Genomic DNA, 22023 nt, shown 5'->3' with positions numbered 1-22023 from the left:
GAGGAGCGAAGAGATGAAAATATCCGTCATCGGCACGGGCTATGTCGGCCTGGTCAGCGGGACCTGTTTTGCGCAGATGGGCAACAGCGTCACCTGTGTGGACATCGATGAGGGAAAGATCGCGAAACTGCGCCAGGGGATCATCCCGATCTATGAACCGGGTCTGGAGACGATGGTCCTGGAGAACCACGAGAAGGGCACCCTGGCATTCACGACCGATATCCAGGAGGCGATCGCTTCGACGGATGTCGCCTTTATCGCCGTCGGTACCCCGATGGGCGAAGATGGCAGCGCGGACCTTCAGTACGTGCTGGCCGTCGCCAAAAGCATCGGCGAGCATATGCAGCATTACATGGTCGTCGTCGACAAATCGACGGTTCCCGTCGGTACGGCCGACAAGGTCAAAGCCGCGATCCAGACAGAACTGGACAAGCGCGGCGTCGACCTGGCGTTTGACGTCGTCTCCAACCCGGAGTTCCTCAAAGAGGGCGCGGCCATCGAGGACTTCATGCACCCAGACCGCGTCGTCATCGGTGCCGAGAGCGAGACGGCGATGCAGGTCATGCACGACCTCTACGCCCCCTTCATGAAAAAGAGCGACCGTTTTATCGGGATGGATATCAAAAGCGCCGAGATGACCAAATACGCCGCGAACGCGATGCTCGCGACGAAGATCAGCTTTATGAACGAGATGGCCAATATCTGCGAACGCGTCGGCGCGGACGTCAACAAAGTGCGCCACGGCATCGGCAGCGACGGCCGCATCGGCTACAGCTTCATCTACCCGGGCTGCGGCTACGGCGGCAGCTGCTTTCCCAAGGATGTGCAGGCCCTCGCCAAAACCGCCAAGGATTTCGGCTATACCCCGCGGATCCTCGACGCCGTCGAAGCGGTGAACTACGATCAGAAGATGGTCATGGCGGACAAGGTGATCAAACGTTTCGGCGAGGAGCTCTCGGGCCTTACCTTCGCCGTCTGGGGGCTGGCGTTCAAACCGGAAACGGACGATATGCGCGAAGCCTCCTCCATCACGATCATCAACGCCCTCACGGCACGCGGCGCGAAGATCAAGGCCTACGACCCGAAAGCCCGCCACGAGGCGGAGAGCTACTATCTCAAGGGCAACGAGAGCGTCGAATACGTCGACAGCAAATACGACGCTCTCACCGGCGCCGACGCGCTCATCCTCGTCACCGAGTGGCAGGAGTTCCGCAGCCCCGACTTCGACGAGATCGACAAACGCCTCAACAGCCCCATCTTCTTCGACGGCCGCAACCAGTTCGACAAGGAACGTATGGCGCGTCTCGGATTCGAATACTTCCAGATTGGGGTCTGAGGTTGAGAGGCATTATCTTGGCCGGGGGCAGCGGGACACGGCTCTATCCGATTACGAAGGGTGTTTCCAAACAGCTGCTGCCGGTCTACGATAAGCCGATGATCTATTATCCTCTTTCAGTATTGATGCTCGCCGGGATCCGCGAGGTACTGATTATCTCCACCCCAAAGGACCTGCCGCGGTTTCAGGAGTTGCTTGGTGACGGCAGCGATATCGGGATGCGTTTCGAATACGTTGTCCAGCCCGAACCGGAAGGTTTGGCGCAGGCCTTTGTCCTCGGAGAGGATTTTATCGGGGATGACAGTGTCTGTTTGGTGCTGGGGGACAATATCTTCTTTGGACAGGATTTTACGACCATTTTGCGAAAAGCCGCCGCACGCGAAAAGGGTGCCACGGTATTCGGCTATAAGGTCAAGGACCCGAAGCGTTTCGGCGTTGTAGCATTTGATGAGAGCAGACGTGCCATCTCGATCGAGGAGAAACCGGAAAAGCCTAAGTCCAATTTCGCCGTGACGGGCCTCTATTTCTACGACAACGATGTCGTGGAGATTGCCAAGGGTATCACACCGTCGGAACGGGGTGAACTGGAAATTACCGACGTGAACCGGATGTACCTTGAGCGTGGAGCGCTGCAGGTGGAACTGATGGGGCGCGGGTATGCCTGGCTTGATACGGGTACCCACGACAGCCTGCTGGATGCGGGGCAGTTCGTACAGACCATCGAACATCGGCAGGGATACAAGATCGCCTGTATCGAGGAGATCGCCTACGCCAACGGTTGGATCGATGCCGAGCAAGTCAGAAAACTGGCCGAACCGCTTAAAAAGACGGAGTACGGTCAGTATCTTATCGAACTGGTGGAGGAGAGATGACAGCGATTCTCGTCACCGGCTGTGCCGGCTTCATCGGCAGCAACTTTGTTCCTTATTTCCTGGAGAAGTGCCCGGAGTATCACCTTGTCAACCTCGACCTGCTGACCTACGCTGGGAACCTCGAGAACCTCAAAGAGGTGGAGGGGCACGAGCGCTACACCTTCGTCGAAGGCAACATCTGCGACCGTGCTCTCGTCGAGCAGCTCTTCGAGGACTTGGATATCCGGGGCGTCATCCACTTTGCGGCCGAGAGTCACGTCGACAACTCTATTGCTAACCCCGGGGTCTTTATCGAGACGAATGTGAACGGTACCTTTACCCTGATCGACGTCGCATATAAACGGTGGATGCACAAACCCTTCGTTTACAAGGAGGGGTTTGAAGGGTGCCGCTTCCACCACATCTCCACTGACGAAGTGTACGGCACCCTGGGAGAAACGGGGTTCTTTACCGAAGAGACGCCCTATGCTCCAAACTCCCCCTACAGTGCGTCAAAAGCTGGCAGCGACATGGTCGTACGCAGCTACCACCACACGTACGGTATGGACACCGTCATCACGAATTGCTCGAACAACTACGGCCCGAAGCAGCATGACGAGAAGCTGATTCCGACGATCATCCGTAAAGCTCTTGCGGGAGAGTCTATCCCCATCTATGGTGACGGCAAGAACATCCGTGACTGGCTTTATGTACTCGACCATTGTAAAGGGATCGACCTGGCCTACCATAAAGGGTGTAGCGGAGAGGTCTACAATATCGGTGGCAGCAACGAGCGTACCAACAACTACATTGCGGATAAGGTGTGCAAGATTCTTGATGGGTTTAAACCAAAATCAGATGGAAGTTACAAGGAACAGATCCGTTACGTCGAGGATCGGGCGGGGCACGACCGCCGATACGCCATTGATGCGACGAAGATCGAAACGGAGCTCGGATGGAGAGCAGACGAAAATTTTGAGAGCGGGATCGTCAAGACGGTGGAGTGGTATCTTAAACGCAATAACGTGCCCGTTTAAAAGTAGCGGGTACGCTCCTTGTCGCTGAGTGGTGCTATTCGCTTCTAATATCGCATTGAGTACAATCTTTTTACAATGCAATGCTCTTTATGACTGCACAGGCAATAGCGTCGCATTGCCGAAAAAAGCCTTCTACCAAGAGGACCGCTGTGCAGAGAAGACTATTTAATATTCAAGAAGGAGAAAGCTTGAAGACAGCTTTTTTTGTTTCTACGGGACGGACCGGGACCGATTTCTTTACCGATTTTTTCAACAATGTCGTTGAGAACTCCTGGAGCCTGCACGAACCGAAACCCGCATTCAGAAAGCGGGGGCACCAGCTGATGTCGCGCCCCCACACAATGTGGGAGAAATACTACTTTGCGCTGCCGCGGCGCTGGTGGCACATGAAGCATTCCGAAGAGTGGTACGTGGAAACGAACTACCACCTTTTCGCCGCTATTCCGCTGATCCGAGACGCCTTCCCCGATGCCCTCGTGTTCCACATCGTCCGCGACGGCAGGGATGTTGTGACCTCATGGCTCAACCGCGGCCGCTATATCACGAACGACCACATGACCCCCTTCCATATTCCCGGCGACCCGGCGCAGGCGTTGTGGGAGAACTGGAACGCGCTGCAGAAACTGGCCTGGTACTGGAAAACAGTCAACACCCGCGCCATCGAGACCCAGCCGGACATGATTATCAAGTTCGAGGAGCTCTTTAAGACGAACAAAGAGCTCATCTTCGACATCCTGGCGAAGTTTGACGGCCTGGTGTATGACGAAGCGAAGGTCCGTGCTTCCCTGGAGAAGAAAGTCAACCGCAACCGGATCGAGTTCTTCCCCAAGTATGACGAATGGCCGCGCCATTGGAAAGAGCAGTTCTGGGAGATCGCCGGGGAAAAGATGGAAGAGCTCGGCTACGCTTTCAAGCCGTAAAGCTGTAGCCTTCGAAGAAGGGATACTTTTCGATCTCCCCTGCCACCCGTGCTTTGAGCGCGTCGTCCCACGTATAGTCGTTACGGGTTTTATGCGGTTTCGTATAGACGATCGCCGCGCAGGCATCGAGATACTCCTCGGTCGTCTCAAGGCCGAGAAAATCGCATACTCTTTTCAGCTCCTCTTTCGGGTGCTCCATGAAGTTTTCGATTTTGATATGGATCACATCGTCCGCATCCACCTGTTTAAAGACCGAATTCGCCGTCTCCACGAGGGAGAAGTAGTGTTCGAGTTCTCCTGTTAACGCTTCCGGCGTCACTTTGCTTTTGTCCGAACCGACGGCCCGGTAGGCCATGGTGCTGATATTGTCGTAGGGGTTCCGGATAACGTGAATGAATTTGATCGGGAGGTCGATGGTCTTTTTCAGTTTCTTCAGCAGTTCCGGGTTCCGGCTGAAACGCCTGGAGCTGTTCCCCCCGCGTTTGTCGCCGATCACCTTCAGGTCGGTGTATTTGCCCTGGTACTGGCCTTCGACGGCATAGGAATAGCCCGTCCACTCGCGGCCGGCCTCGGTGAACGCCTTGGCGTTGCGCAGCAGAAGGTGAAAGATGGCCTCTTTCGAAAACCCGTACTTGATATACTTGAGCACATCCTGCTCGTGGGCGATAGTGGTTTGGGGATGGGCGTCGATCAACGAGCCGATCAGGCTGTGGCTGCTGCGCGGATAGCCGACGAACATACAGTAGGTTTCGACATGGTCAAAAAGGTGCGGCTCGGCTTTCAGCGCCCGTTTCGTATAAAAGTAGTCTTTAAGCAGGTCGAGCTTTGCTTTGACGTTTCCGAACATAGAGTATTTCCTTGTTTGTGTGATGATAATAATACAGTAAAGGGTGTTGGGGTTCGCTGATTTTCAGCGCTTAGCGCCGATAGAGCCGTTCGTACTTTTCGGTCATAGCGGCGGGCGAGTAGGCGTCGAGTTCGTCCCGGGCACGGGCGCTCAACCGCGCGCGAAGGGCAGCATCGCCGTAAAGGCGCTTGATGGCCTCGGCGAGCGCACGGGCATCGCCGGGCGGCACGAGGAGGCCGTTGGCGTCATCATGAATGATGTCGGGGATGCCGCCGACATTCGAGGCGACGATGGGCACATCGAACTGCATGGCATCAAAGAGGATGGAACCGAGCCCTTCGTAGCGGGAGGGGAAGGCGAAGAGGTCGAAACATGCCAGATAGTCGCCGACGTTGTTGACGAACCCTTCAAAGGTGATATTGCCAAGATCCGCCGCCGCCGCTTTCAGCACGTCTTCGTCGCTGCCGCCCCCGAGCAAGATGATATGGATATCGGGGTGGCTCCGTTCCAGGATGCGGGCCGCCTCGATGAGGACGGCCTGCCCCTTGTGGGCGTCGACAAGCGCGCCGATCTGCCCGACGATAAATTTCCCCTCAAACCGGGTATTCAGCTGACGGATACGCTCTTCATCTGTATCCAGACGGCTCCAGGCACTGGGGATGATGGCGACATCGGTCCCCGGGACGATCTTTAGGATCTCCGTTTTGATGGCTTCGGATAGGGCGACACACTGCGCGGCGGAGGCGTAAATCGACCGGTTGAAGGCGTTGTTTGTGATGGCGTGGTCGACCCGCCGCGTGACGATGTACGGGATGCCGAGGAACCATTTGCCGAAGAGGGCGAACTGCGCCGCTTTTGTTTCATGGGCGTGCAGCACTCCCGCGCCTTTGAGATGGCCCAGGTGGAGGGCGTAGGGTTTGCCGATTTCGATGACGGTAAGATTCGCAATGCCCCGGCAGCGCCGTCCCAGTTCCGAACCTTTGCGCACGAGCAGCCGCTGGCGGTAGCCCCGCTGCGAGAGTGTTTCGATCAGCAGCTGCGTCTGCCGCTCGCCGCCGCGGAATCCCTTGGCGAAGTTGGCGTGGGCGATAAGCATGCCGGTGGCGGGATGCGTCATGGTTGGAAGTCCTCTCGTCGGCGCTTTTCCGACGTATCCGAACGGTAACCGGTTCGTGTCGGAAGGATGCCGTATGGTACTGTAACATTGCCAAAAATCACGATGCCCCGCCGACGGGGCCGAAGGGTGTATGGCGATGTGGAACTCCCGCTATCTGCGGATCGACGCGGACCGGAACAGCAAGTTTACCTATTATCTTCAAAACGTGCTCGCTTACCCGCTGCCGGGTGTTCTCTTCCGTCCGCGCCGGGAGGCGCGGCTGGAGAAAGGGAGAACGGACACAGAGGTGCAAGAGAGACTGCACTATTACAACCGGTGCGATGCCACGTTCCGTCTCGGCAATGAAGCCCAGTCGCTGGACGCCTTCAGAAAAGCGAAAAAAAAGACCTACTTTTTCGACCTTTACGGCTGGTGGCGCTATTTCCGCCCCGAGTGCCGCAGCGCCTACCTCTTCGGCGACATCACCCACGTGCCGCCGCAGCCGACCCTGGTCAAGAGCCGCCCCATCGCCGGGGACAATCGCAATTCCGTCCTGATGAATCTCAATAAAGTGCGCCATTTCGTCTTTGTGAACGATGCACTCCCCTTCGAGGCAAAAAAAAGCATGGCCGTCTGGCGCGGCAAGGCGTACGGTGAACACCGCAGGGCTTTTGTAAAGCGCTTTTATAACCACCCGCTCTGCGATATCGGGCAGACGAATACGAAGTTCGAAACAGAGGTGCCGTGGCAGAAGGGGCGGATGACGCTCAAAGAGCAGCTGCAGTACCAGTTCGTCATCTCCATCGAAGGAAACGACGTCGCGTCGAACCTCAAATGGATCATGTCCTCCAACTCCCTGGCGCTGATGGCCCGCCCGAAGTACGAGACCTGGTTTATGGAGGGGACCCTCATCCCCGATTACCACTACGTGCTGCTCAAAGATGACTACTCCGATCTGGAGGAGAAGATCGCCTACTACAGCGCCCGCCCGGAGGAGGCGAAGGCGATTATCGCCAATGCCCACCGCCACGTGGCGCGCTTCCGGGATGCGGAACGCGAAGCGGTCGTATCCCTGTCGGTGCTGGAGAAGTATTTCGAGCGTTCGGGACAGCTGGAAGCGGGCACGCCGCATCCGCGCAGAAGGTCACGGCCGTCATGGCGTCTGAAGCGGCCGCGTCTGGCCGCGCTGGGGATCTAGGAGGCTTTTTTCTTTTTGCCCCGGAGCCGCTTTTTCAGGGCAACGGCGGCCTCGGTTTTGCGCGCGCAGGTCTCGATGGCCTGCAGGGCCGCGGCTTCGTCCATCCCGCTGAGTCGTGCGTATTCCCGGGCGATCAGGGTGCGTTCGGGCGCTTTGGCCCAGAGTTTGCCGAAGTTCCTCATTCCCTCCGCCGGTGGGATAGGACGGAACTGCATCCGGTTGATATCGACGAGCATGAAACCGTACCCATCCGCCGTTTTCCGTATGAGGATGTTGCCCGGCGAATAGTCCTCGTGCCAGACCCCTTTTTGGTGCAGCATATGGGTAAAGGCGGTGAAGGCCTTCAGGATTGTTTCGACGTCCTCGACACGGTGGTGCAACACTTCGCGGATGGTGAAGTCGTAGGGCTCGTATTTGGAGATGAAGTAGCTCTGCGCGAAGAGGCCGCCCCGGAAGAACTCGATGTAGCCGATGGGCTGGGGAGTCGGCACGTCCAGTTCCAGAAGCCGGACGCCATTGTTATAGGACTTTTTCGCTTTCGAATCGCGCAGATAGGCGTAGACGAAACGGTTGAGCAGGTGGGGCACCTTGAACGCCTTGATGACGGTCTTGATACCGTGCATAGGGACGATCCGCAGTTCGTTGCGCGCTTTGTGGATGCTTTCATCCGAGGAGGAGAATTGCGCTTCGACCGAGAGCAGCTCTGTTTCAAACTCGGCATAGTCTGGATGGATCGTATAGCGGACAGACAACGGCAACCCTTTTGTAAGTGAGTGGAATGGTGATGTGCTTCTGACTTGCGTCACAGCGGGGCCGTGATGGAAATAACGGACGATGGGCAGCATTATAACAACCGGGGGGGAAAAGAATATTGAATCCGAATGTTTTCAAAACGCACAAGGGCTTGCGCAAGGATTGTTGGGCAGGTAATCTGATAAAATTAGCTATCACTATACAAGACTGGGACACCGATTGAAATCGATTGCACGGCTCTACACTTTTATTTATTCGTATTATCTCAAGCTCTTCTATTCCAAGAGGGTAAAGCTGATGGGGCGCATACACGCTAACGGCTTTTTTACGATCGAAGTCGCCAGGGGGGCGACCCTGACGATCGAGGGCGACATCACCCTGAAGTCGGGCACGCTGATCGGCGTCCGCAAAAACGCTTCGCTCCGTATCGGCGAGGGGTGTTTCTTCAACCGCAACTGCACGATCGTCTGCCGCGACGCGATTTGTATCGGGGCGGACTGCCTTTTCGGGGAGAGCGTCAAGATCTACGACCACGATCACAGGCTTGCCGGCGGGAAGGTCTCGAAAAGCGACTATACGCTGGGCAGCGTTGAGATCGGAGAGGGGTGCTGGCTGGCGAACGACGTCAATGTGCTCAAAGGGAGCGTGCTTCCGGCGAACAGCGTCGTCGCGGCCAAAGGGGTCGTCAACCGTCCGCTGGAGCATGCGGGCATCTACGCGGGTATCCCTGTCGCCTATAAAAAAGCACTACCTAATTAACGAAGAACGGATCGAATGAAGCAGAAAATTACAGCAAATATCATTACACTGAATGAAGAGGAGAACATAGCGGATGCGATCCGTTCCGTTCAGGCCGTCTGCGATGAGGTCCTCGTCGTCGATTCGCAGAGCACGGACAAAACGAGGGAGATCGCCGAATCCCTCGGGGCCAAGGTCGTCGTCCAGCCCTACCTCGGGGACGGACCGCAAAAAGCATTCGGCGCACCGCTGGCCGCGAACGACTGGATCTTGAGCCTCGATGCCGATGAGCGGCTTGACGCAAATGCGGTCGAAGCGATCGCCGGCCTTGACCTGGCGAACAGCGGGTATGACGCCTACGCCTTCCGCCGGAAGAGTTTTATCGGAAGACACTTCATCAAGCTGTGGTATCCGGACCGGCTCGTACGGCTCTACAACCGCAACAGCGCCGGGTTCACGCAGGCGATCGGCCATGCGAAAGTCGAGGCGGAGAAGGTCAAGGAACTTGACGCGGACCTGCTGCACTACTCCTATAAGAGCTACGGGCAGATGATCAACAACATCGAAAAGTTTGCCGCCCGCGGTGCGCGTATGCTGCACGCGAAGGGGAAGCGGGCCCGATGGTACGACCCGTTCCTGCACGGCGGACTGACGTTCTTCAAAAAGCTGGTCGTCAAAGGGGGGATGTTCCACGGCATGCCCGGCTGGACCGTCTCGATCATCTCCGGGTTCAATACCTATATGAAATACATGATCCTGATCGAGATGCAGGAGAATGAAGCAGAGGAAGAGACGTCGGCATGAAGTACCTGCACATCATGAAGAACGAGAAGTTCATCGCGCCGTTTATCAAGCTTGTTAATGCGCATTTTGACCCGCATGAACATTTGTTCATAGTACTTGGCGGCATATCATTGGAAAAGCATCCTCTTCCCGAGGCGGAGAATGTCATTGTCCTCAAACAGAGCCTTACCCGCAAACACAACTATTTTGCCCTGGCACGCGAACTGCGCCCCTATTTTGACAGGGCAGATAAAGTTTTCCTGCACAGCCTGATCGTCCGTCATATCATCGATTTCCTCTTTTTTAATCTCCGCTATACGGCTAAATCGCATTGGATCATCTGGGGCGGTGACCTTTATGACTACCTGTCGAAAAAAGACAAGCTGAGCCGTAAGTTCTTTATGTACAAGAAGAAAAAGGTGATCAGCTGTTTGGGGGGGATCATTCAGTTTAACCGGGGGGAGTACGAGCTGGCGCGGGAGTGGTACGGTGCGAAGGGGACTTTCTATGACTGCATCTTCTACCCGCTCTACAAGCCGATGAAACTGCCGGAGAAAATGGAGCGGACTGTCTACATACAGATGGGCAACTCAGCGACAGCCTCTAATCACCACATCGAAGCGTTCGAGCAGCTAAAACCGTATGCGGCGGAAGACATAAAAATATACTGTCCTCTATCCTACGGTAATAACAAAACGTATCGTAAAAAAGTGATCGAGACGGGGGAAGCGCTTTTCGGCGACAAATTTGTGCCGCTCGTCGATTTTATGCCTTTTGACGCCTACATGGACCTCCTGTCGAAAATCGACATTGCTATCTTCAACCACCGCCGCCAGCAGGCGCTTGGTAACATCGTCGCTCTGCTCGGCTACGGAAAAAAAGTATATTTGCGCAGTGACATTACCACATGGCAGATGCTCAAAGATAAAGGTATCCATGCCTTCGATATTGCCGATTTCTCCCTCGAGCCGCTTGATCAGGAGACGAAAACGACGAATGCGCAGCAGATCGAAGCGCATTTCTCCGATGCAGCATGTATTACCCAGTGGAAAAACGTTCTGAAGGCACCTTTGAATGATTCACGTCACTAAACCCTATCTGCCTCAAAGGGAGAAATACGATCGTTATGTTGATCGGATTTATGCATCCAATTGGCTGACCAATAACGGTCCGCTTGTGCAGGAGTTGGAAGAGCGCCTTTGTGATCATCTCGGTGTGAAGAATCTGCTGCTTGTTTCCAACGGGACAGTAGCACTCAATCTGGCCTATCATCTTCTCGCACTTGATGGGGAAGTTATTACCACCCCCTTCTCTTTTGTGGCGACGACTAGCAGTATCGTATGGGAGGGATTGGATGTGACGTATGCCGATATTGACCCTGAGACGCTGACGATTGATCCTGAGAAGCTAGAAAGGCAGATTTCGGACAATACATCTGCGATCGTGCCTGTACATGTTTTCGGAAACGGCTGCGATGTTGAGGCGATTGACCGCATTGCAAAACGGCACGGGCTGAAGGTCGTCTATGATGCAGCACACGCCTTCGGCACGACGTACAATGGGCAGAGTATTTTGGAGTATGGGGACGTGTCCACGATCAGTTTCCATGCGACGAAACTCTTTCACACCATTGAGGGTGGAGCGCTTATTATCAAGGATGACGTTCTCTATCGCCAGGCAAAACAGATGATTAATTTCGGTTTCGAAAATCAGGAGATCGAAGGGGTTGGGATCAACGCGAAGATGAATGAGTTCCAGGCGGCGATGGGGCTCTGCGTTTTGGATGACATGGCAAAGGTAACAGCAGCACGTTGCTCCATCTGGGAAGCATACGTTGCAGCTATCGGTACGTTGGTGTCGATACCGACGTGGCGCAAGGGGTGCTCGAACAACTTCAGCTATTTTCCTATTCTCTTACGGGACGAGGACGAACTGTTACGTGTACAGGTAGCGCTGAATGATCGTAAAATCATCCCCCGGCGCTACTTTTACCCCTCTTTGGAGACATTGAAGTATCTGCCTGAACAAGAAGAGATGCCCGTTTCCAATGAGGTCGCGGCTCGGATCCTCTGCCTGCCCTTGTATCCGGACCTTTCCAAAGACGAAACGGCGTTGATCTGTGAAACTATCCGGGAGGTGTTGGCATGAAAAAAGATGTCATGATTTTTACGGACAATCCGGTGCTCTATCACAGCTTCAGAGAGATCGTTAGTGAACAGATGCTGGAGGAAAAGTATACTTTTACCTACGCATGTACACCAAACAACGTGCTCTTCAATGAAGAAGGAGACGTTGAACCACTGCGCATCAAGGCGGTCGTCGGGGATTTGACGGCACGCTACGACGTGATCGTCTCCTGCCACTCCAAGCAGATTTTCCCCTCAGAACTCGTCAATGGGGTCCGTTGTATCAACATCCACCCGGGACTTAACCCCTACAACCGCGGCTGGTTTCCCCAGGTCTTCTCCATTTTGAACAAGCTCCCTGCGGGAGTGACGATCCACGAGATGGATGAAGCGATCGACCACGGACCGATCATCCTCCAGGAACAGGTGGCGATTGAGCAGAGCGATACCTCCCTCAGTGCTTATGAGCGGGTCGTGGCAACCGAAGTAAGGCTGTTGAAGGCTCACCTGCCGATGCTGCTGGAGGGCAGTTATGAGACACGCCTGCCGTCCGAGGAGGGGAATTACAACAGTATTCAGGATTTCAGAGCGCTCTGCGCACTGGATCTGGAGGAACAGGGAACGATGGGGGAGTTCCTCGACCGGCTTCGGGCGCTAAGCCACGGCGACTACTGGAATAGCTATTTTATCGATGAAGACGGCGCGAAGGTCTGGATAAAACTCCAGATGAAAAAAGAGGACCCTACCGCGTAACGGAAAACTATCGGCTGAACTGACGGTTCTCCTCCAGACTTCTGATCAGGATTTCATTCATCCTTTTTTTATCGTTAAGTTTGATCTTTTTGTAGGTCTCTGTATCCCGTATCTCGTTATTGAAGGCTTTCGAGATGACGTCGGAGATGACGAAGGTCTCTTTTCCGCAGATGATGGCGTTTTCATTCCAGTTCCCCACGAAGGCGCATTCGCGGTTATAGTCTTGGGCGAAGAGGTCGTGGCCGTGGGCATAGTCGCTTGTAGGGTTGTCCGCTCCCAGCATCGCCATCAGCGTCGGGGCGATATCAAGATGCGAGGTGAGGCGGGTCACCGTTTTCGGCGCCGTACCCGGTACGCGGATATAGAGCGGTGTGCCGACCTGTTCGCGGTCGTAGGCGGAGTTGTGGCCGTAGTGGTCGTGTTCGAAGAACTCCTGCCCGTGGTCGGAGAGGACGATGATGACGGCGTCGTCGTAGAGCCCTTTTGCCTTGAGGGCGGCAATGAAGCGCGCAAAGCGGTCGTCGACTTCGTAGGCGGCGTTTTTGTACATGTTGAAGAGCTCGGTCCGCTCCTCGGCGGTCGCCGTCAGGTACTGGCTGCTAACCTGGTCGGGGGTGTATTTCCGGAAAGCGTCGTCGTAGGCGCGGCTGTGGACTGAATCGAGCCAGACGAAGGCGAACATAGGTTTGTCCATCTCCTGCTTTCCGAGCCAGTCATCGAAATAGGCGACGGTGGCCAGGTCGTTTTCCGTCTTGGTGCCGTTGTAGTCATCCTTGATGGCGTCCTGGACGTCGTAAAAGATCGTCTGCCGGAACTCGGGCCAGGCGGTGTTGACGCTGGAGTCGATGCTGATCTGGTAGCCCAGTTTTTTGAGGGTCTCGAAGAGTACCGGCCCCTTTTTGGCATTGAGGAAGCCGAACCAGTAGCTGGAGTTGATGCCGTAGAAGATCGAGAAGAAACCGAAACGGGTATTGTTCCCGCCGCTGTAGTGGCGCTCGAAATCGACGGCCTCGCGTTTGAACGCGGCCATGTTCGGCATGTTGTCGTCGTTGACGATATCGGGGCGGAGGGCGTCGACGCCGAAGATGAAGATGTTGGGCGTTTTGGGATGGGTGACGCTGATGGGGTGCAGCGGGTAGCGGATGTTGGTGATCTTTTTGATATTGACGCTGATCCCGTCGTTTTGGGCTTTTTTCATGCCGAAAGTGCCGATGAGCAGGTCGTCCATCAGCAGCGGCTGGTAGAGGGGGACGACCTTCGTGCGTTCGAGGATGTTGCCGTCCAGGTGGAGGTTGGCGACGGCGTAGGTCAGCTTTTCGCCGACGATGACGAGGAAGAGCAGGGGCACGAAGCTGCGGTTTAGCCGGCGGTTGACCCGCAATGCCTTCTGGGCAGGAATCCGGGCGATCCGTTTCAGTCCAAGGAGCAGCAGCGCCGCCAGGACGGCAATGACGATGAAGACGATCACGACGGCCTGGCCCGTCATCTGCAGGCTGTCGTAGGCGGCCGGCGAAAAGAGGATATTGAGCACCATGCCGTTGATATGGAAGTTCCAGATGCGGTAGATGGCAAAGTCGGTCATGAGCAGGAGATCGGTGAGAAAGAACAGCAGCAGAAGCAGCACCGCCGCCAGACGGGTCAGGCGGAAAAAAGCGCGCAGAAGCAGCCAGTAGATGAGGTAAAGCGTCGCCGCCGTCGAGAGCAGGGCCGCCGCGGTGAAGAGCAGGGCAGAGGGGGTGTAGTGGCTGTTGAAGAGGGCAAAAGCCAGTGAGAGCAGACCGGTCAGAAGCAGATTGGCTTTGAAAAAGAGGGCAAGATGCTGCGATGTCATGGTGTCACTTTTTTGTGAAAGTATACCAGAGGGGGCCAACACTGTATAATACGCCTTAAAAAGGGCATAGACGCGTGACATACTCGCCGGCGCAATACTATTTCGGTCTGCTGCGGCAGACGGTGAAACTCCAGCTGATTTTCCTGCTGCTGCTCTCCCTTTCCCGTCTGCTTTTCTTTTGGCAGTTTTCGCCTTCGAAGGCTTCCTTCCCCGGCCGGGAGTTGGCGGAAGCGTTCTTCCTGGGGCTGCGGATCGACCTGGTGCTTGTCTGCTACCTCATGGCACTGCCGCTGCTGGTGATCATCCTGAACCACCTGGCCCGCAATGTCGTACCGCTGCCGTGGCTGCCGCGGCTTTTTCGCGGATACTTCACCGCCGTCTACCTGATTGTGAGCGCCCTGGTCGGGATCGATTTCGGGTTCTACTCCTACTTCGGCGAGCACATCACGATCATGCTCTTCGGCTTCTTCGACGACGATACCTGGGCCCTCGTGCAGATCGGGCTCAAAAACTACAATGTCACCCTGATCACAGGGCTGATCCTCTTTTACACCCTTGCGCTGGTCTGGCTCGTCGGCCGATTCTTCCGTGAGCTCCGTCCTTCCGTTGCCAAGACCGGTTCGATGAAAACGGCAGCCGTCTATCTTGTGCTGCTGCTGCTGGTCGGGGTGGGTGCGCGGGGCAGCCTCGGGCTTTTTCCCCTGCTCAAGGATGTCCCGGAGGTTTCGACGGACGTTTTTGTGAACGCCATCCCGCGCAGCGGCGTTTTTGCCTTCGAAAAAGCGCTCAAACAGTATCTGAAGGATAAAAACGGCGGTTACGATCTGATCAAGCGCAGCGGTTACAAAGGCAGAGTGCCGCAAGCCTTCAGGGACTATCTCGGTCGGGACCGGATCAATACGGCCGATCTCGCGTCGAACCTCGTGCGTACGACGCAGCAAAATGAAGCGGCAGCGGCGAAACCGCCCCATGTCGTCGTTGTCATGGTGGAGAGTTTCGGGGCGCCGATCCTGCAGTACCAAAGCCCTACGTTCGACATCCTGCGCCGGCTCAAGCGGCACTTTGACGAGGATATCCTCTTTACCGATTTCATTTCCGGCGCCAACGGGACGATCGCGTCGATGGAACCGTTCCTGCTTAACGTCGTCGCCCGTCCCGCCAGCATCGCCTACGGGCAGAGCCGTTACCAGCGTACCGCTTTCCCCCAGGCGGCGGCGCGGGTCTACAAAAAGGCAGGGTACGAGACGAATTTCGTCTATGGCGGGGACCTTTCGTGGCGCAACGTCGGCAGTTTTTTCAAAGAGCAGGGGTTTGACCATGTCGAAGGAAAAAGCGATATTGAACGCCTCTATCCCGGGGCGGAGGAGCATGATTACGGCGTCTACGACCGGTATACCTACGACTTCGTGCTGCAGAAGCTGGAGCAGGCGACGAAGCCACAGTTCGTCTTTATCCTGACGACGAACAACCATCCCCCCTATGTCCTCTCCAAAAGCTACGACTCGAAGCCGCTGGAATTCACGGAAAAACTGCGGGCGCACATTACCGGGGATATGGACCTGGCGCACCGTCGGCTGCAGGACTACCAGTACGCCCTCGATATGGCGGGGCGTTTCATGGACGGGGTCAAAGCCTCGGCACTCGGCGAACGGACCGTCGTCGCCATCACCGCGGATAACAACACCATCGAGGGGATTATGCATTACGATCATCCTCTGCAGGAGGGAAAACAGATCCCCTTCTATCTCTACCTGCCGCCGTATCTGAAGGCTGAGCCGTTCGACCGCAACGTCAGCGCGTCGCACAACGACCTCTTCCCAACTCTTTACGGACGAACACTCTCCAAAGCGGCCTACACGGCCGTGGGGGAGGATCTTTATAACCCGAAGACGCTGCATTGCGGCTATAACGACGCGGGGGTCATCATCTCACGCGGAGGCGCGTTCAAGAAGGGCCATGCATCGAACGAAGCGCAGCGTGCCTGCGAGAAAAAGTACAACGCCGCACTGGCCGTGACCGAATACCTGGTGCAGCAGGCGCATGAACAGGCGAAACCCGTATGGGAAAAGGGGAGTGAATGAAACAGACTTTTAGGCGGTTCTGGCCGTATATCAAGGGGTATAAAGGCTACTATTTCATCGTTCTTATCGGGATCATCATGACGGTACTGGCCACCGTGGCGACGGCGCAGATCATGCAGCCGCTGATGGACAAGATGTTCATCGAGAAAGACCCGCAGATGCTCTACTACATCCCCTTGATGATGATCGGCATCTATGTCGTCAAATCGGTCGGGCGCTATCTTCAGGCCGTTTTCATGAACTACATCGGCCAGCACATCATCACCCGGCTGCGATCACAGCTGCTTGATCATATGCTGCACCTGGATATGGCTTTCTTGCACGCCAACCGCAGTGGGGAGCTGATCAGCCGCATCACCAACGATATCAACCGGGTCCAGTATTTCGTCTCCAATATGCTGCCCGAACTCGTCCGGGAGTCTTTGACGGCACTTGGCCTCGTCGTCTACGTCATCTACCTCAACGCCGAACTGGCATTCTATTCACTGGTCGTGCTGCCGCTGGCGATCTACCCGCTGATCCTCATTGCCAAGCGCCTGCGCCGCCTCTCGCACCGCTCACAGGAGAAGAATGCCGATGTCGTTACTCGCCTAACCGAGGTCTTCAACAACGCCGAGATCATCAAGGCCAACGGGACGGAGGCCTACGAGATGGGACGCTTCGATGCGGAGAACAACAAGTTCTTCAAGCTGAACATGAAAGCGGTCTACACGAACGAGATCGTTTCGCCGATGATGGAGGTCCTGGGCGCTACAGGCCTGGCCGCCGTCATCTTTATCGCGGGGCAGCAGGTGTTCAACAACCAGATGACGGTGGGGGAGTTTACGGCGTTCCTGACGGCCGTGGGGCTCACCTTCCAGCCGCTGCGGCGCGTCAGCTCCATCTACGGGAAGATCCAGAACGCCATCGCCGCCAGCGAGCGGATCTTCAGCGTCCTCGACCGCGAAAGCATGATCGAAGAGGGGAGTGCGCTTCTGGAGGAACCGATCCGGGAGATCGGATTTAGCCATGTCGCACTCGATTACGGGGAGACACGCGCCTTGCGGGATGTGTCGCTCTCCATCCACCCCTCCGAGCAGATCGCCCTTGTCGGCGACAGCGGGGGCGGGAAGAGTTCGCTGGTCAACCTTCTTCTGCGTTTTTACGATCCATCAGAGGGAGAGCTGCGCGTCAATGGCCGGGACGTGCGGGAGTATGACCACCGCTCCCTGCTCAAGCAGATGGCCGTCGTCTCCCAGCGCGTTTACGTCATGCAGGACAGCCTCGCCGAAAACGTCGCCTACGGTCTGGAACTGGACGAAGCGAGGGTCATCGAGGCGCTGAAACTGGCCGACGCCTATGAGTTTGCCCAGGGGCTGCCGGAGGGGATCCATACCCTGATGGAAGAGGGGGGTGCGAACCTCTCGGGCGGCCAGCGCCAGCGCATCGCCATCGCGCGGGCCATCTACAAGAACGCTTCCGTGCTGATCCTCGACGAGGCGACCAGCGCGTTGGACAACGAGAGCGAACTCCGCATCCAAAAGGCACTGGCGTCCTACACGAAAGACAAGATCACCATTATGATCGCCCACCGCCTCACGACGGTAGAACACGCCGACAGACTCTACTTCTTCAAAGCGGGCGAAATCACAGACGCGGGCACTTTCGCGGAACTGATGGAACGTTCGGAGGATTTCCGGCGCATCGCCCGCAGCTACGAAGGGTGATGGTTCTGAAGCGAGAAGACTTTTATAGGCGATTTTTTCTAACATCAAGGCAGATAAGTGAAGTGTACTGCTATACATGAGCTTGTCGACAATGATGCATCAAAAAAAATGTTGATTTGGGTAGAGCAAGCCCATTCAAATTTTCGAAGGCGATTTTTTCTTTAATCGAGGCGGAATAGTACGAAGCGTACTTATGTACGTGAGTGCTGTGACAACGAAGAGTAAAGGAAAAAGCGTCGAAGAAAATGGCTCCGGATACTGGATTCGAACCAGTGACCAAGTGATTAACAGTCACCTACTCTACCGCTGAGCTAATCCGGAATCGTTAAGAGGCCGAAATTATAAAAGAAACTTCCTGAAAAGTCAAGAATTTTTCGTGCGTTTGCGGCGGAGGTTTCCGGCAGGGATGTAGAAGGTGATCCCGGAGCTGTCTTCGGCAACGATCCGGCCCGTCTCAACGAGGCCCCGGAAACGCGCCTGGCTCTCGCTGTCGAAGAGCAGGGCGATATCCTCCAGACTCAGCGGCCGCTTGTCGAGGGTGTTGAGGATCGCGTCATCGCTGTAGCATCCCTGGCACGATTCGGCATGGGTCCGCGAGGCGATGTGGATAGGCAGATCAGGGTCGAACTTCGAGGCGACCTCGTGAAGCTCGCCGTAGCTGAGCCCCTGCACGGGGTAGGCCGGTGGGCGGTCGATCGTCCCGATATCGACCCGTTTGCAGGGGATGTCATGCAGTACGGCATCGAGTGACGCAATCTCTTCGTCGGTGTCGTTGAGGCCGTGGACGAAAAGGATCTCCAGGTAGAGGTCGCCGCGGTATGCTGCGGCGAACCTTTTGACGGCATCCACGAGCGCATCGATCTCGATCCCTTCGGCCGGGCGGTCGATCTTGCGGAAGACCTCCGGGGTAACCGCGTCGAGGGAGAGCTTGACTTGGTCGAACTTGAGCAGGGTCGCAAAGGTCTTCGGGTCGGTCAGGGTGGCGCTGTTGGTAAGAATGAGGGTCTTCGTATTGCCTTTGACGGCGTCGATACGGTCTACCAGAGCATCCAGTTCGGGGTAGAGGGTCGGTTCGCCGTTGGCGGTGACGGTGATGTCATCGATGCCGGGATGCTCGGCCAGGGCGCTTCGTAGTTCGGCGATGATCTCGTCGACGCCGCTGCGCTGCTTTTGTTCCGTGACGGGAGCGGCGGGGGCGAGCTCGCAGTAGAGGCAGTCGAAGTTACACTGTTTGAGACCGGGGGAGAGGTCGATACCGAGGGAGGTACCGAAACGGCGGGAGTTGACCGGGCCGAAGATCGCACTCATCCCTGGGTCCTGCTTCTTAGGCGTCAGGCTTTGGTGCTGACGCGGTGGCACTCGTTGACGAAGTGGATGGCGTTTTCGACGGGAACGTCGGGCAGGATGCCGTGGCCGAGGTTGAAGATGTGGCGTTTGCCGCCCATCGTCTTCTGGATCACTTCGATGCAGGCCGTTGTCGCCTCTTTGGAGTAGAGGCGGCACGGCTCCATATTGCCCTGCAGGACGTATTTGTCCCCGAGTTTCTCCTTGGCCAGGGCCATCGGCGTCCCCCAGTCGATGCCCATGACATCAAAATTGCCGTAGACGAGGCCGCGCTCGATAAAGGCCGCGATCCCCTTGGGGAACATGATGACCGGCACGTGCGGGTACTTCTCTTTGAGGTACTCGGCGATCTCGACCATGTACTGCCAGGAGAACTCGTCGTATTTGCCCGGTTCGATCGCCGCGGCCCAGGAGTCGAAGATCTGCACGACGTCAACGCCGCTCTGGATCTGCTTCTCCATGTAGTACTTGACGACCTCGGTGACTTTTTTGAGGACGCTGTGCAGCAGTTCCGGGTTGGAGTACATCATTTTCTTGCAGATGTTGTAGGTCTTCGTGCCCTGGCCTTCGATCATGTAGGTCGCCAGGGTCCAGGGGGCACCGGTAAAGCCGATCAGTGCCTTCTCGTCGCCGCGCTCGTCGAGCTGTTTGCGCAGCAGCTTGATCGTGTCGTAAACGTAGGTGAGCTTGTCCGCTGCTTCCTCGCCGCCGATGAGGCGGTCGACATCAGCTTGCGTTTCGATCGGGTCGCTGAACTTCGGACCCTCGCCCTTGACGAAGGAAAGGTCCATTCCCATCTCGTCGGGAATGACGAGGATGTCGCTGAAGAGGATCGCCGCGTCGACGCCGACGATATCAAGGGGCTGGAGCGTGACTTCCGCCGCTTTTTCCGGGTCATGGCAGAGGTTGAGAAAACTGCCCGCTTTGGCGCGGACTTCCATATACTCCGGCAGGTAGCGGCCGGCCTGGCGCATCATCCAGACAGGGGTATAGGGTGTCTCTTTTCCGAGGCAGGCATCGACGAAAATTTTACTCATTTATATTCCTATGGGTATTGAATTTGCGGACGATCAGTGTTGCTGATCGCCTTTATGCAGAAAGTAGAGGGCGAGCGCCAGCAGCAGGATCGACCCCGAGAAATAGAGCATCTCCAGCGCCCCGTTGAACTGGGTGTGCAGGACGCGCTGGAAGAAGTTGACGACCAGGACCATGACGATGACCTTGGCGATCTTGTCCTTGAGCTGGTCGAGGGAGTGGATCTGCAGCACCGAGGAGCTTTTGCCGTCCTCATCTTCGGCCGCATCGATCTTGGAGACGAAGAGCTCGTAGACCCCGAGGCTGAAGATCAGTAACACGATGGCAATGAGATAGAGATCGATGGCCCCGATGATGCTCGACACAACGTCCTCGTGCAGGTGTTCCGGGTGGGCGTGGTGCGCGACAACGTCCCATACCAGGACCAGGACACCCCAGATGTCGAGGCTGGCGACGACGAAGAGGATAATCGCGCCGATCAGCGAAAAGACAACGGCAAAAAGGGTGAAAAGGCGGCTGTTCCAGAGACCGGACTCAAACAGTTTCTCAAACATCCGCACCTCCCATCTCTACCCATTTCTGCGCGATGCGCACGGCATTGGTCGCGGCACCGACGCGGAGGTTGTCCGCGACGACCCACATGTGGAGCATATTGTCGCGGTAGAGGTCGCCTCTGATGCGTCCGACAAAGGTTTCGTTGCGGTCGACGCAGGCCGCCGGCATCGGGTAGACGCTGTTTTGCGGGTCGTCCTGGATAACGATGTTCGGGGCCTTGGAGAGAATCTCGCGTGCTTCGGCGGCATCAACGGCGCTGTCGAAGGTCATCGTGATCGCTTCGGAGTGGCCGCGCAGCACGGGGACCCGGACGCAGGTGGCGCTCAGTTCGACGGCTTTGTGCATGATCTTCTTGGTCTCGTTGACCATTTTGATCTCCTCTTTCGTATAACCGTTGTCGGTGAAGACGTCGATCTGCGGAATGAGGTTCAGCGCGATCTGGTGGGGGAACTTGTTGTGTTCGCTCTCATCCAGGCGGAAGGCGAAGAAGTCCTGCATCTGCTGCACGAGCTCTTCCATGGCGGATTTGCCCGCGCCCGAGGTCGCCTGGTAGGTACTGACGTCGACGCGGACCAGGTCGAAGGCGTCGTCGAGGGGCTTGAGGGCCTGGACCATCTGGATGGTCGAACAGTTCGGGTTGGCGATGATCCCTTTCTTCTTCCATTCGCGGATATCTTCGGGATTGACCTCCGGGACGACAAGCGGGACCTCTTCGTCCATCCGGTAGTGGCTGGTGTTGTCGATGACGACGGCACCGGCCGCGGCGGCGAAGGGGGCGAATTTCGCCGAAACCGAACCGCCGGCGCTGAAGAGGGCGATCTCGATCTCCTCTTCATCAAAGACGGTCTCTGTCAGCTCCTTGATGACGAGCTCATTCCCTCGGAATTCAACGGTATTGCCGGCACTGCGGCTGCTGGCCATCGGTACGAGCTTGGCCAGGGGGAAATCGATCTCTTCAAAAATGCGCAGGATCTCTTCGCCGACGGCACCGCTGGCGCCGACGACGGCTACGTTGTATTGTTTCATTACTGCT

The 22023-nt window shown here is 56.4% G+C and carries 20 protein-coding genes and 1 tRNA gene; 12 read left to right on the top strand and 9 right to left on the bottom strand.

Annotation, left to right across the window (positions count from 1 at the left end; all coding sequences use genetic code 11):
- Positions 1–13 precede the first annotated feature (13 nt).
- From ACM66T_RS11600 to ACM66T_RS11585, 4 genes are all read left to right on the top strand, one after another.
- Positions 14–1336: a UDP-glucose dehydrogenase family protein gene (locus tag ACM66T_RS11600; protein WP_231019171.1), complete on the top strand. Its 1323-nt coding sequence runs from the start codon at positions 14–16 to the stop codon at positions 1334–1336.
- A gap of 2 nt (positions 1337–1338) precedes the next feature.
- Positions 1339–2208 carry a glucose-1-phosphate thymidylyltransferase RfbA gene (gene rfbA / locus ACM66T_RS11595; protein ID WP_231019170.1) on the top strand — a complete coding sequence of 290 codons (870 nt, stop codon included), beginning with the start codon at positions 1339–1341 and terminating at the stop codon, positions 2206–2208.
- Positions 2205–3224, top strand: coding sequence for a dTDP-glucose 4,6-dehydratase (rfbB, locus tag ACM66T_RS11590; RefSeq protein WP_231019168.1), 1020 nt, complete (start codon positions 2205–2207; stop codon positions 3222–3224). The genes rfbA and rfbB overlap by 4 nt, the downstream gene beginning before the upstream one ends.
- Positions 3225–3412: 188 nt before the next feature.
- The gene (locus ACM66T_RS11585) at positions 3413–4144 is read left to right on the top strand and encodes a sulfotransferase (protein WP_231019167.1); all 732 of its coding nucleotides are present in this window, start codon (positions 3413–3415) and stop codon (positions 4142–4144) included.
- Here ACM66T_RS11585 and ACM66T_RS11580 read toward each other — a convergent pair.
- Complete coding sequence (locus tag ACM66T_RS11580) at positions 4134–4991, bottom strand: sulfotransferase family protein (RefSeq protein ID WP_231019166.1); 858 nt, start codon at positions 4989–4991, stop codon at positions 4134–4136. The two genes, ACM66T_RS11585 and ACM66T_RS11580, sit on opposite strands and share 11 nt — an antisense overlap.
- Before the next feature lie 70 nt (positions 4992–5061).
- Positions 5062–6108 carry a glycosyltransferase family 4 protein gene (locus ACM66T_RS11575; RefSeq protein ID WP_231019165.1) on the bottom strand — a complete coding sequence of 349 codons (1047 nt, stop codon included), beginning with the start codon at positions 6106–6108 and terminating at the stop codon, positions 5062–5064.
- Between the two features lie 130 nt (positions 6109–6238).
- Between ACM66T_RS11575 and ACM66T_RS11570 the strand changes: the two genes are divergently transcribed.
- Positions 6239–7285 carry a glycosyl transferase family 90 gene (locus tag ACM66T_RS11570; RefSeq protein WP_231019164.1) on the top strand — a complete coding sequence of 349 codons (1047 nt, stop codon included), beginning with the start codon at positions 6239–6241 and terminating at the stop codon, positions 7283–7285.
- Here the strand turns inward: ACM66T_RS11570 and ACM66T_RS11565 are convergent.
- Positions 7282–8037 (bottom strand): lipopolysaccharide kinase InaA family protein, encoded by a 756-nt coding sequence (locus ACM66T_RS11565; protein WP_416768577.1) that lies wholly within the window; start codon positions 8035–8037, stop codon positions 7282–7284. The genes ACM66T_RS11570 and ACM66T_RS11565 overlap by 4 nt on opposite strands.
- Positions 8038–8335: 298 nt before the next feature.
- On the opposite strand from ACM66T_RS11565, the gene ACM66T_RS11560 reads away from it, so the two are divergent.
- From ACM66T_RS11560 to ACM66T_RS11540, 5 genes are read left to right on the top strand one after another with little or no spacing between them, the layout of a single operon-like run.
- Positions 8336–8797: an acyltransferase gene (locus ACM66T_RS11560; RefSeq protein ID WP_345969856.1), complete on the top strand. Its 462-nt coding sequence runs from the start codon at positions 8336–8338 to the stop codon at positions 8795–8797.
- A gap of 15 nt (positions 8798–8812) precedes the next feature.
- Entirely contained in the window at positions 8813–9580 is a 768-nt protein-coding gene (locus tag ACM66T_RS11555) for a glycosyltransferase family 2 protein (RefSeq protein ID WP_345972413.1), read from the top strand.
- Positions 9577–10650 carry a TDP-N-acetylfucosamine:lipid II N-acetylfucosaminyltransferase gene (locus ACM66T_RS11550; RefSeq protein ID WP_416768576.1) on the top strand — a complete coding sequence of 358 codons (1074 nt, stop codon included), beginning with the start codon at positions 9577–9579 and terminating at the stop codon, positions 10648–10650. The genes ACM66T_RS11555 and ACM66T_RS11550 overlap by 4 nt, the downstream gene beginning before the upstream one ends.
- Positions 10634–11707 carry a DegT/DnrJ/EryC1/StrS family aminotransferase gene (locus tag ACM66T_RS11545; RefSeq protein ID WP_416768575.1) on the top strand — a complete coding sequence of 358 codons (1074 nt, stop codon included), beginning with the start codon at positions 10634–10636 and terminating at the stop codon, positions 11705–11707. The genes ACM66T_RS11550 and ACM66T_RS11545 overlap by 17 nt, the downstream gene beginning before the upstream one ends.
- On the top strand, positions 11704–12438 hold the full coding sequence (locus ACM66T_RS11540) for a dTDP-4-amino-4,6-dideoxyglucose formyltransferase (RefSeq protein WP_416768574.1): 735 nt from the start codon (positions 11704–11706) through the stop codon (positions 12436–12438). The genes ACM66T_RS11545 and ACM66T_RS11540 overlap by 4 nt, the downstream gene beginning before the upstream one ends.
- A 7-nt stretch (positions 12439–12445) precedes the next feature.
- Here the strand turns inward: ACM66T_RS11540 and ACM66T_RS11535 are convergent, their stop codons facing one another.
- Positions 12446–14269, bottom strand: a complete 1824-nt coding sequence (locus ACM66T_RS11535) for a sulfatase-like hydrolase/transferase (protein WP_416768573.1) — start codon at positions 14267–14269, stop codon at positions 12446–12448.
- 74 nt (positions 14270–14343) lie between these two features.
- Between ACM66T_RS11535 and ACM66T_RS11530 the strand changes: the two genes are divergently transcribed.
- Both ACM66T_RS11530 and ACM66T_RS11525 read left to right on the top strand, forming a co-directional pair.
- Complete coding sequence (locus tag ACM66T_RS11530; RefSeq protein WP_416768572.1) at positions 14344–16350, top strand: LTA synthase family protein; 2007 nt, start codon at positions 14344–14346, stop codon at positions 16348–16350.
- Positions 16347–18056, top strand: coding sequence for an ABC transporter ATP-binding protein (locus tag ACM66T_RS11525; RefSeq protein WP_416768571.1), 1710 nt, complete (start codon positions 16347–16349; stop codon positions 18054–18056). The genes ACM66T_RS11530 and ACM66T_RS11525 overlap by 4 nt, the downstream gene beginning before the upstream one ends.
- A gap of 246 nt (positions 18057–18302) precedes the next feature.
- Here ACM66T_RS11525 and ACM66T_RS11520 read toward each other — a convergent pair.
- The 5 genes from ACM66T_RS11520 to ACM66T_RS11500 form a co-directional block, all read right to left on the bottom strand.
- A tRNA-Asn gene (locus tag ACM66T_RS11520) sits at positions 18303–18377 on the bottom strand.
- A gap of 42 nt (positions 18378–18419) precedes the next feature.
- Positions 18420–19364, bottom strand: coding sequence for a radical SAM protein (locus tag ACM66T_RS11515; protein WP_416768570.1), 945 nt, complete (start codon positions 19362–19364; stop codon positions 18420–18422).
- Positions 19365–19387: 23 nt separating this feature from the next.
- On the bottom strand, positions 19388–20437 hold the full coding sequence (gene hemE / locus ACM66T_RS11510; RefSeq protein WP_231019153.1) for a uroporphyrinogen decarboxylase: 1050 nt from the start codon (positions 20435–20437) through the stop codon (positions 19388–19390).
- A 33-nt stretch (positions 20438–20470) separates the two neighbouring features.
- On the bottom strand, positions 20471–20989 hold the full coding sequence (locus ACM66T_RS11505; RefSeq protein WP_231019152.1) for a YqhA family protein: 519 nt from the start codon (positions 20987–20989) through the stop codon (positions 20471–20473).
- Positions 20982–22016 carry an aspartate-semialdehyde dehydrogenase gene (locus tag ACM66T_RS11500; protein ID WP_416768569.1) on the bottom strand — a complete coding sequence of 345 codons (1035 nt, stop codon included), beginning with the start codon at positions 22014–22016 and terminating at the stop codon, positions 20982–20984. Before ACM66T_RS11500 ends, ACM66T_RS11505 begins: the two co-directional genes overlap by 8 nt.
- Positions 22017–22023: the final 7 nt, after the last annotated feature.

The organism is Sulfurimonas sp. ST-25 (genome assembly GCF_048079205.1).
Taxonomy (GTDB): domain Bacteria; phylum Campylobacterota; class Campylobacteria; order Campylobacterales; family Sulfurimonadaceae; genus Thiomicrolovo; species Thiomicrolovo sulfuroxydans.
This window is presented reverse-complemented; position numbering and strand designations above follow the sequence as displayed.

Bases quoted from the DNA above. Each gene is read 5' to 3' on its own strand.
- ACM66T_RS11600 (WP_231019171.1), top strand. From the start codon at position 14: ATGAAAATATCCGTCATCGGCACGGGCTATGTCGGCCTGGTCAGCGGG.
- rfbB (WP_231019168.1), top strand. From the start codon at position 2,205: ATGACAGCGATTCTCGTCACCGGCTGTGCCGGCTTCATCGGCAGCAAC.
- ACM66T_RS11580 (WP_231019166.1), bottom strand. From the start codon at position 4,991: ATGTTCGGAAACGTCAAAGCAAAGCTCGACCTGCTTAAAGACTACTTT.
- ACM66T_RS11575 (WP_231019165.1), bottom strand. From the start codon at position 6,108: ATGACGCATCCCGCCACCGGCATGCTTATCGCCCACGCCAACTTCGCC.
- ACM66T_RS11570 (WP_231019164.1), top strand. From the start codon at position 6,239: ATGGCGATGTGGAACTCCCGCTATCTGCGGATCGACGCGGACCGGAAC.
- ACM66T_RS11560 (WP_345969856.1), top strand. From the start codon at position 8,336: ATGGGGCGCATACACGCTAACGGCTTTTTTACGATCGAAGTCGCCAGG.
- ACM66T_RS11555 (WP_345972413.1), top strand. From the start codon at position 8,813: ATGAAGCAGAAAATTACAGCAAATATCATTACACTGAATGAAGAGGAG.
- ACM66T_RS11550 (WP_416768576.1), top strand. From the start codon at position 9,577: ATGAAGTACCTGCACATCATGAAGAACGAGAAGTTCATCGCGCCGTTT.
- ACM66T_RS11545 (WP_416768575.1), top strand. From the start codon at position 10,634: ATGATTCACGTCACTAAACCCTATCTGCCTCAAAGGGAGAAATACGAT.
- ACM66T_RS11540 (WP_416768574.1), top strand. From the start codon at position 11,704: ATGAAAAAAGATGTCATGATTTTTACGGACAATCCGGTGCTCTATCAC.
- ACM66T_RS11535 (WP_416768573.1), bottom strand. From the start codon at position 14,269: ATGACATCGCAGCATCTTGCCCTCTTTTTCAAAGCCAATCTGCTTCTG.
- ACM66T_RS11525 (WP_416768571.1), top strand. From the start codon at position 16,347: ATGAAACAGACTTTTAGGCGGTTCTGGCCGTATATCAAGGGGTATAAA.
- ACM66T_RS11515 (WP_416768570.1), bottom strand. From the start codon at position 19,364: ATGAGTGCGATCTTCGGCCCGGTCAACTCCCGCCGTTTCGGTACCTCC.
- hemE (WP_231019153.1), bottom strand. From the start codon at position 20,437: ATGAGTAAAATTTTCGTCGATGCCTGCCTCGGAAAAGAGACACCCTAT.
- ACM66T_RS11505 (WP_231019152.1), bottom strand. From the start codon at position 20,989: ATGTTTGAGAAACTGTTTGAGTCCGGTCTCTGGAACAGCCGCCTTTTC.
- ACM66T_RS11500 (WP_416768569.1), bottom strand. From the start codon at position 22,016: ATGAAACAATACAACGTAGCCGTCGTCGGCGCCAGCGGTGCCGTCGGC.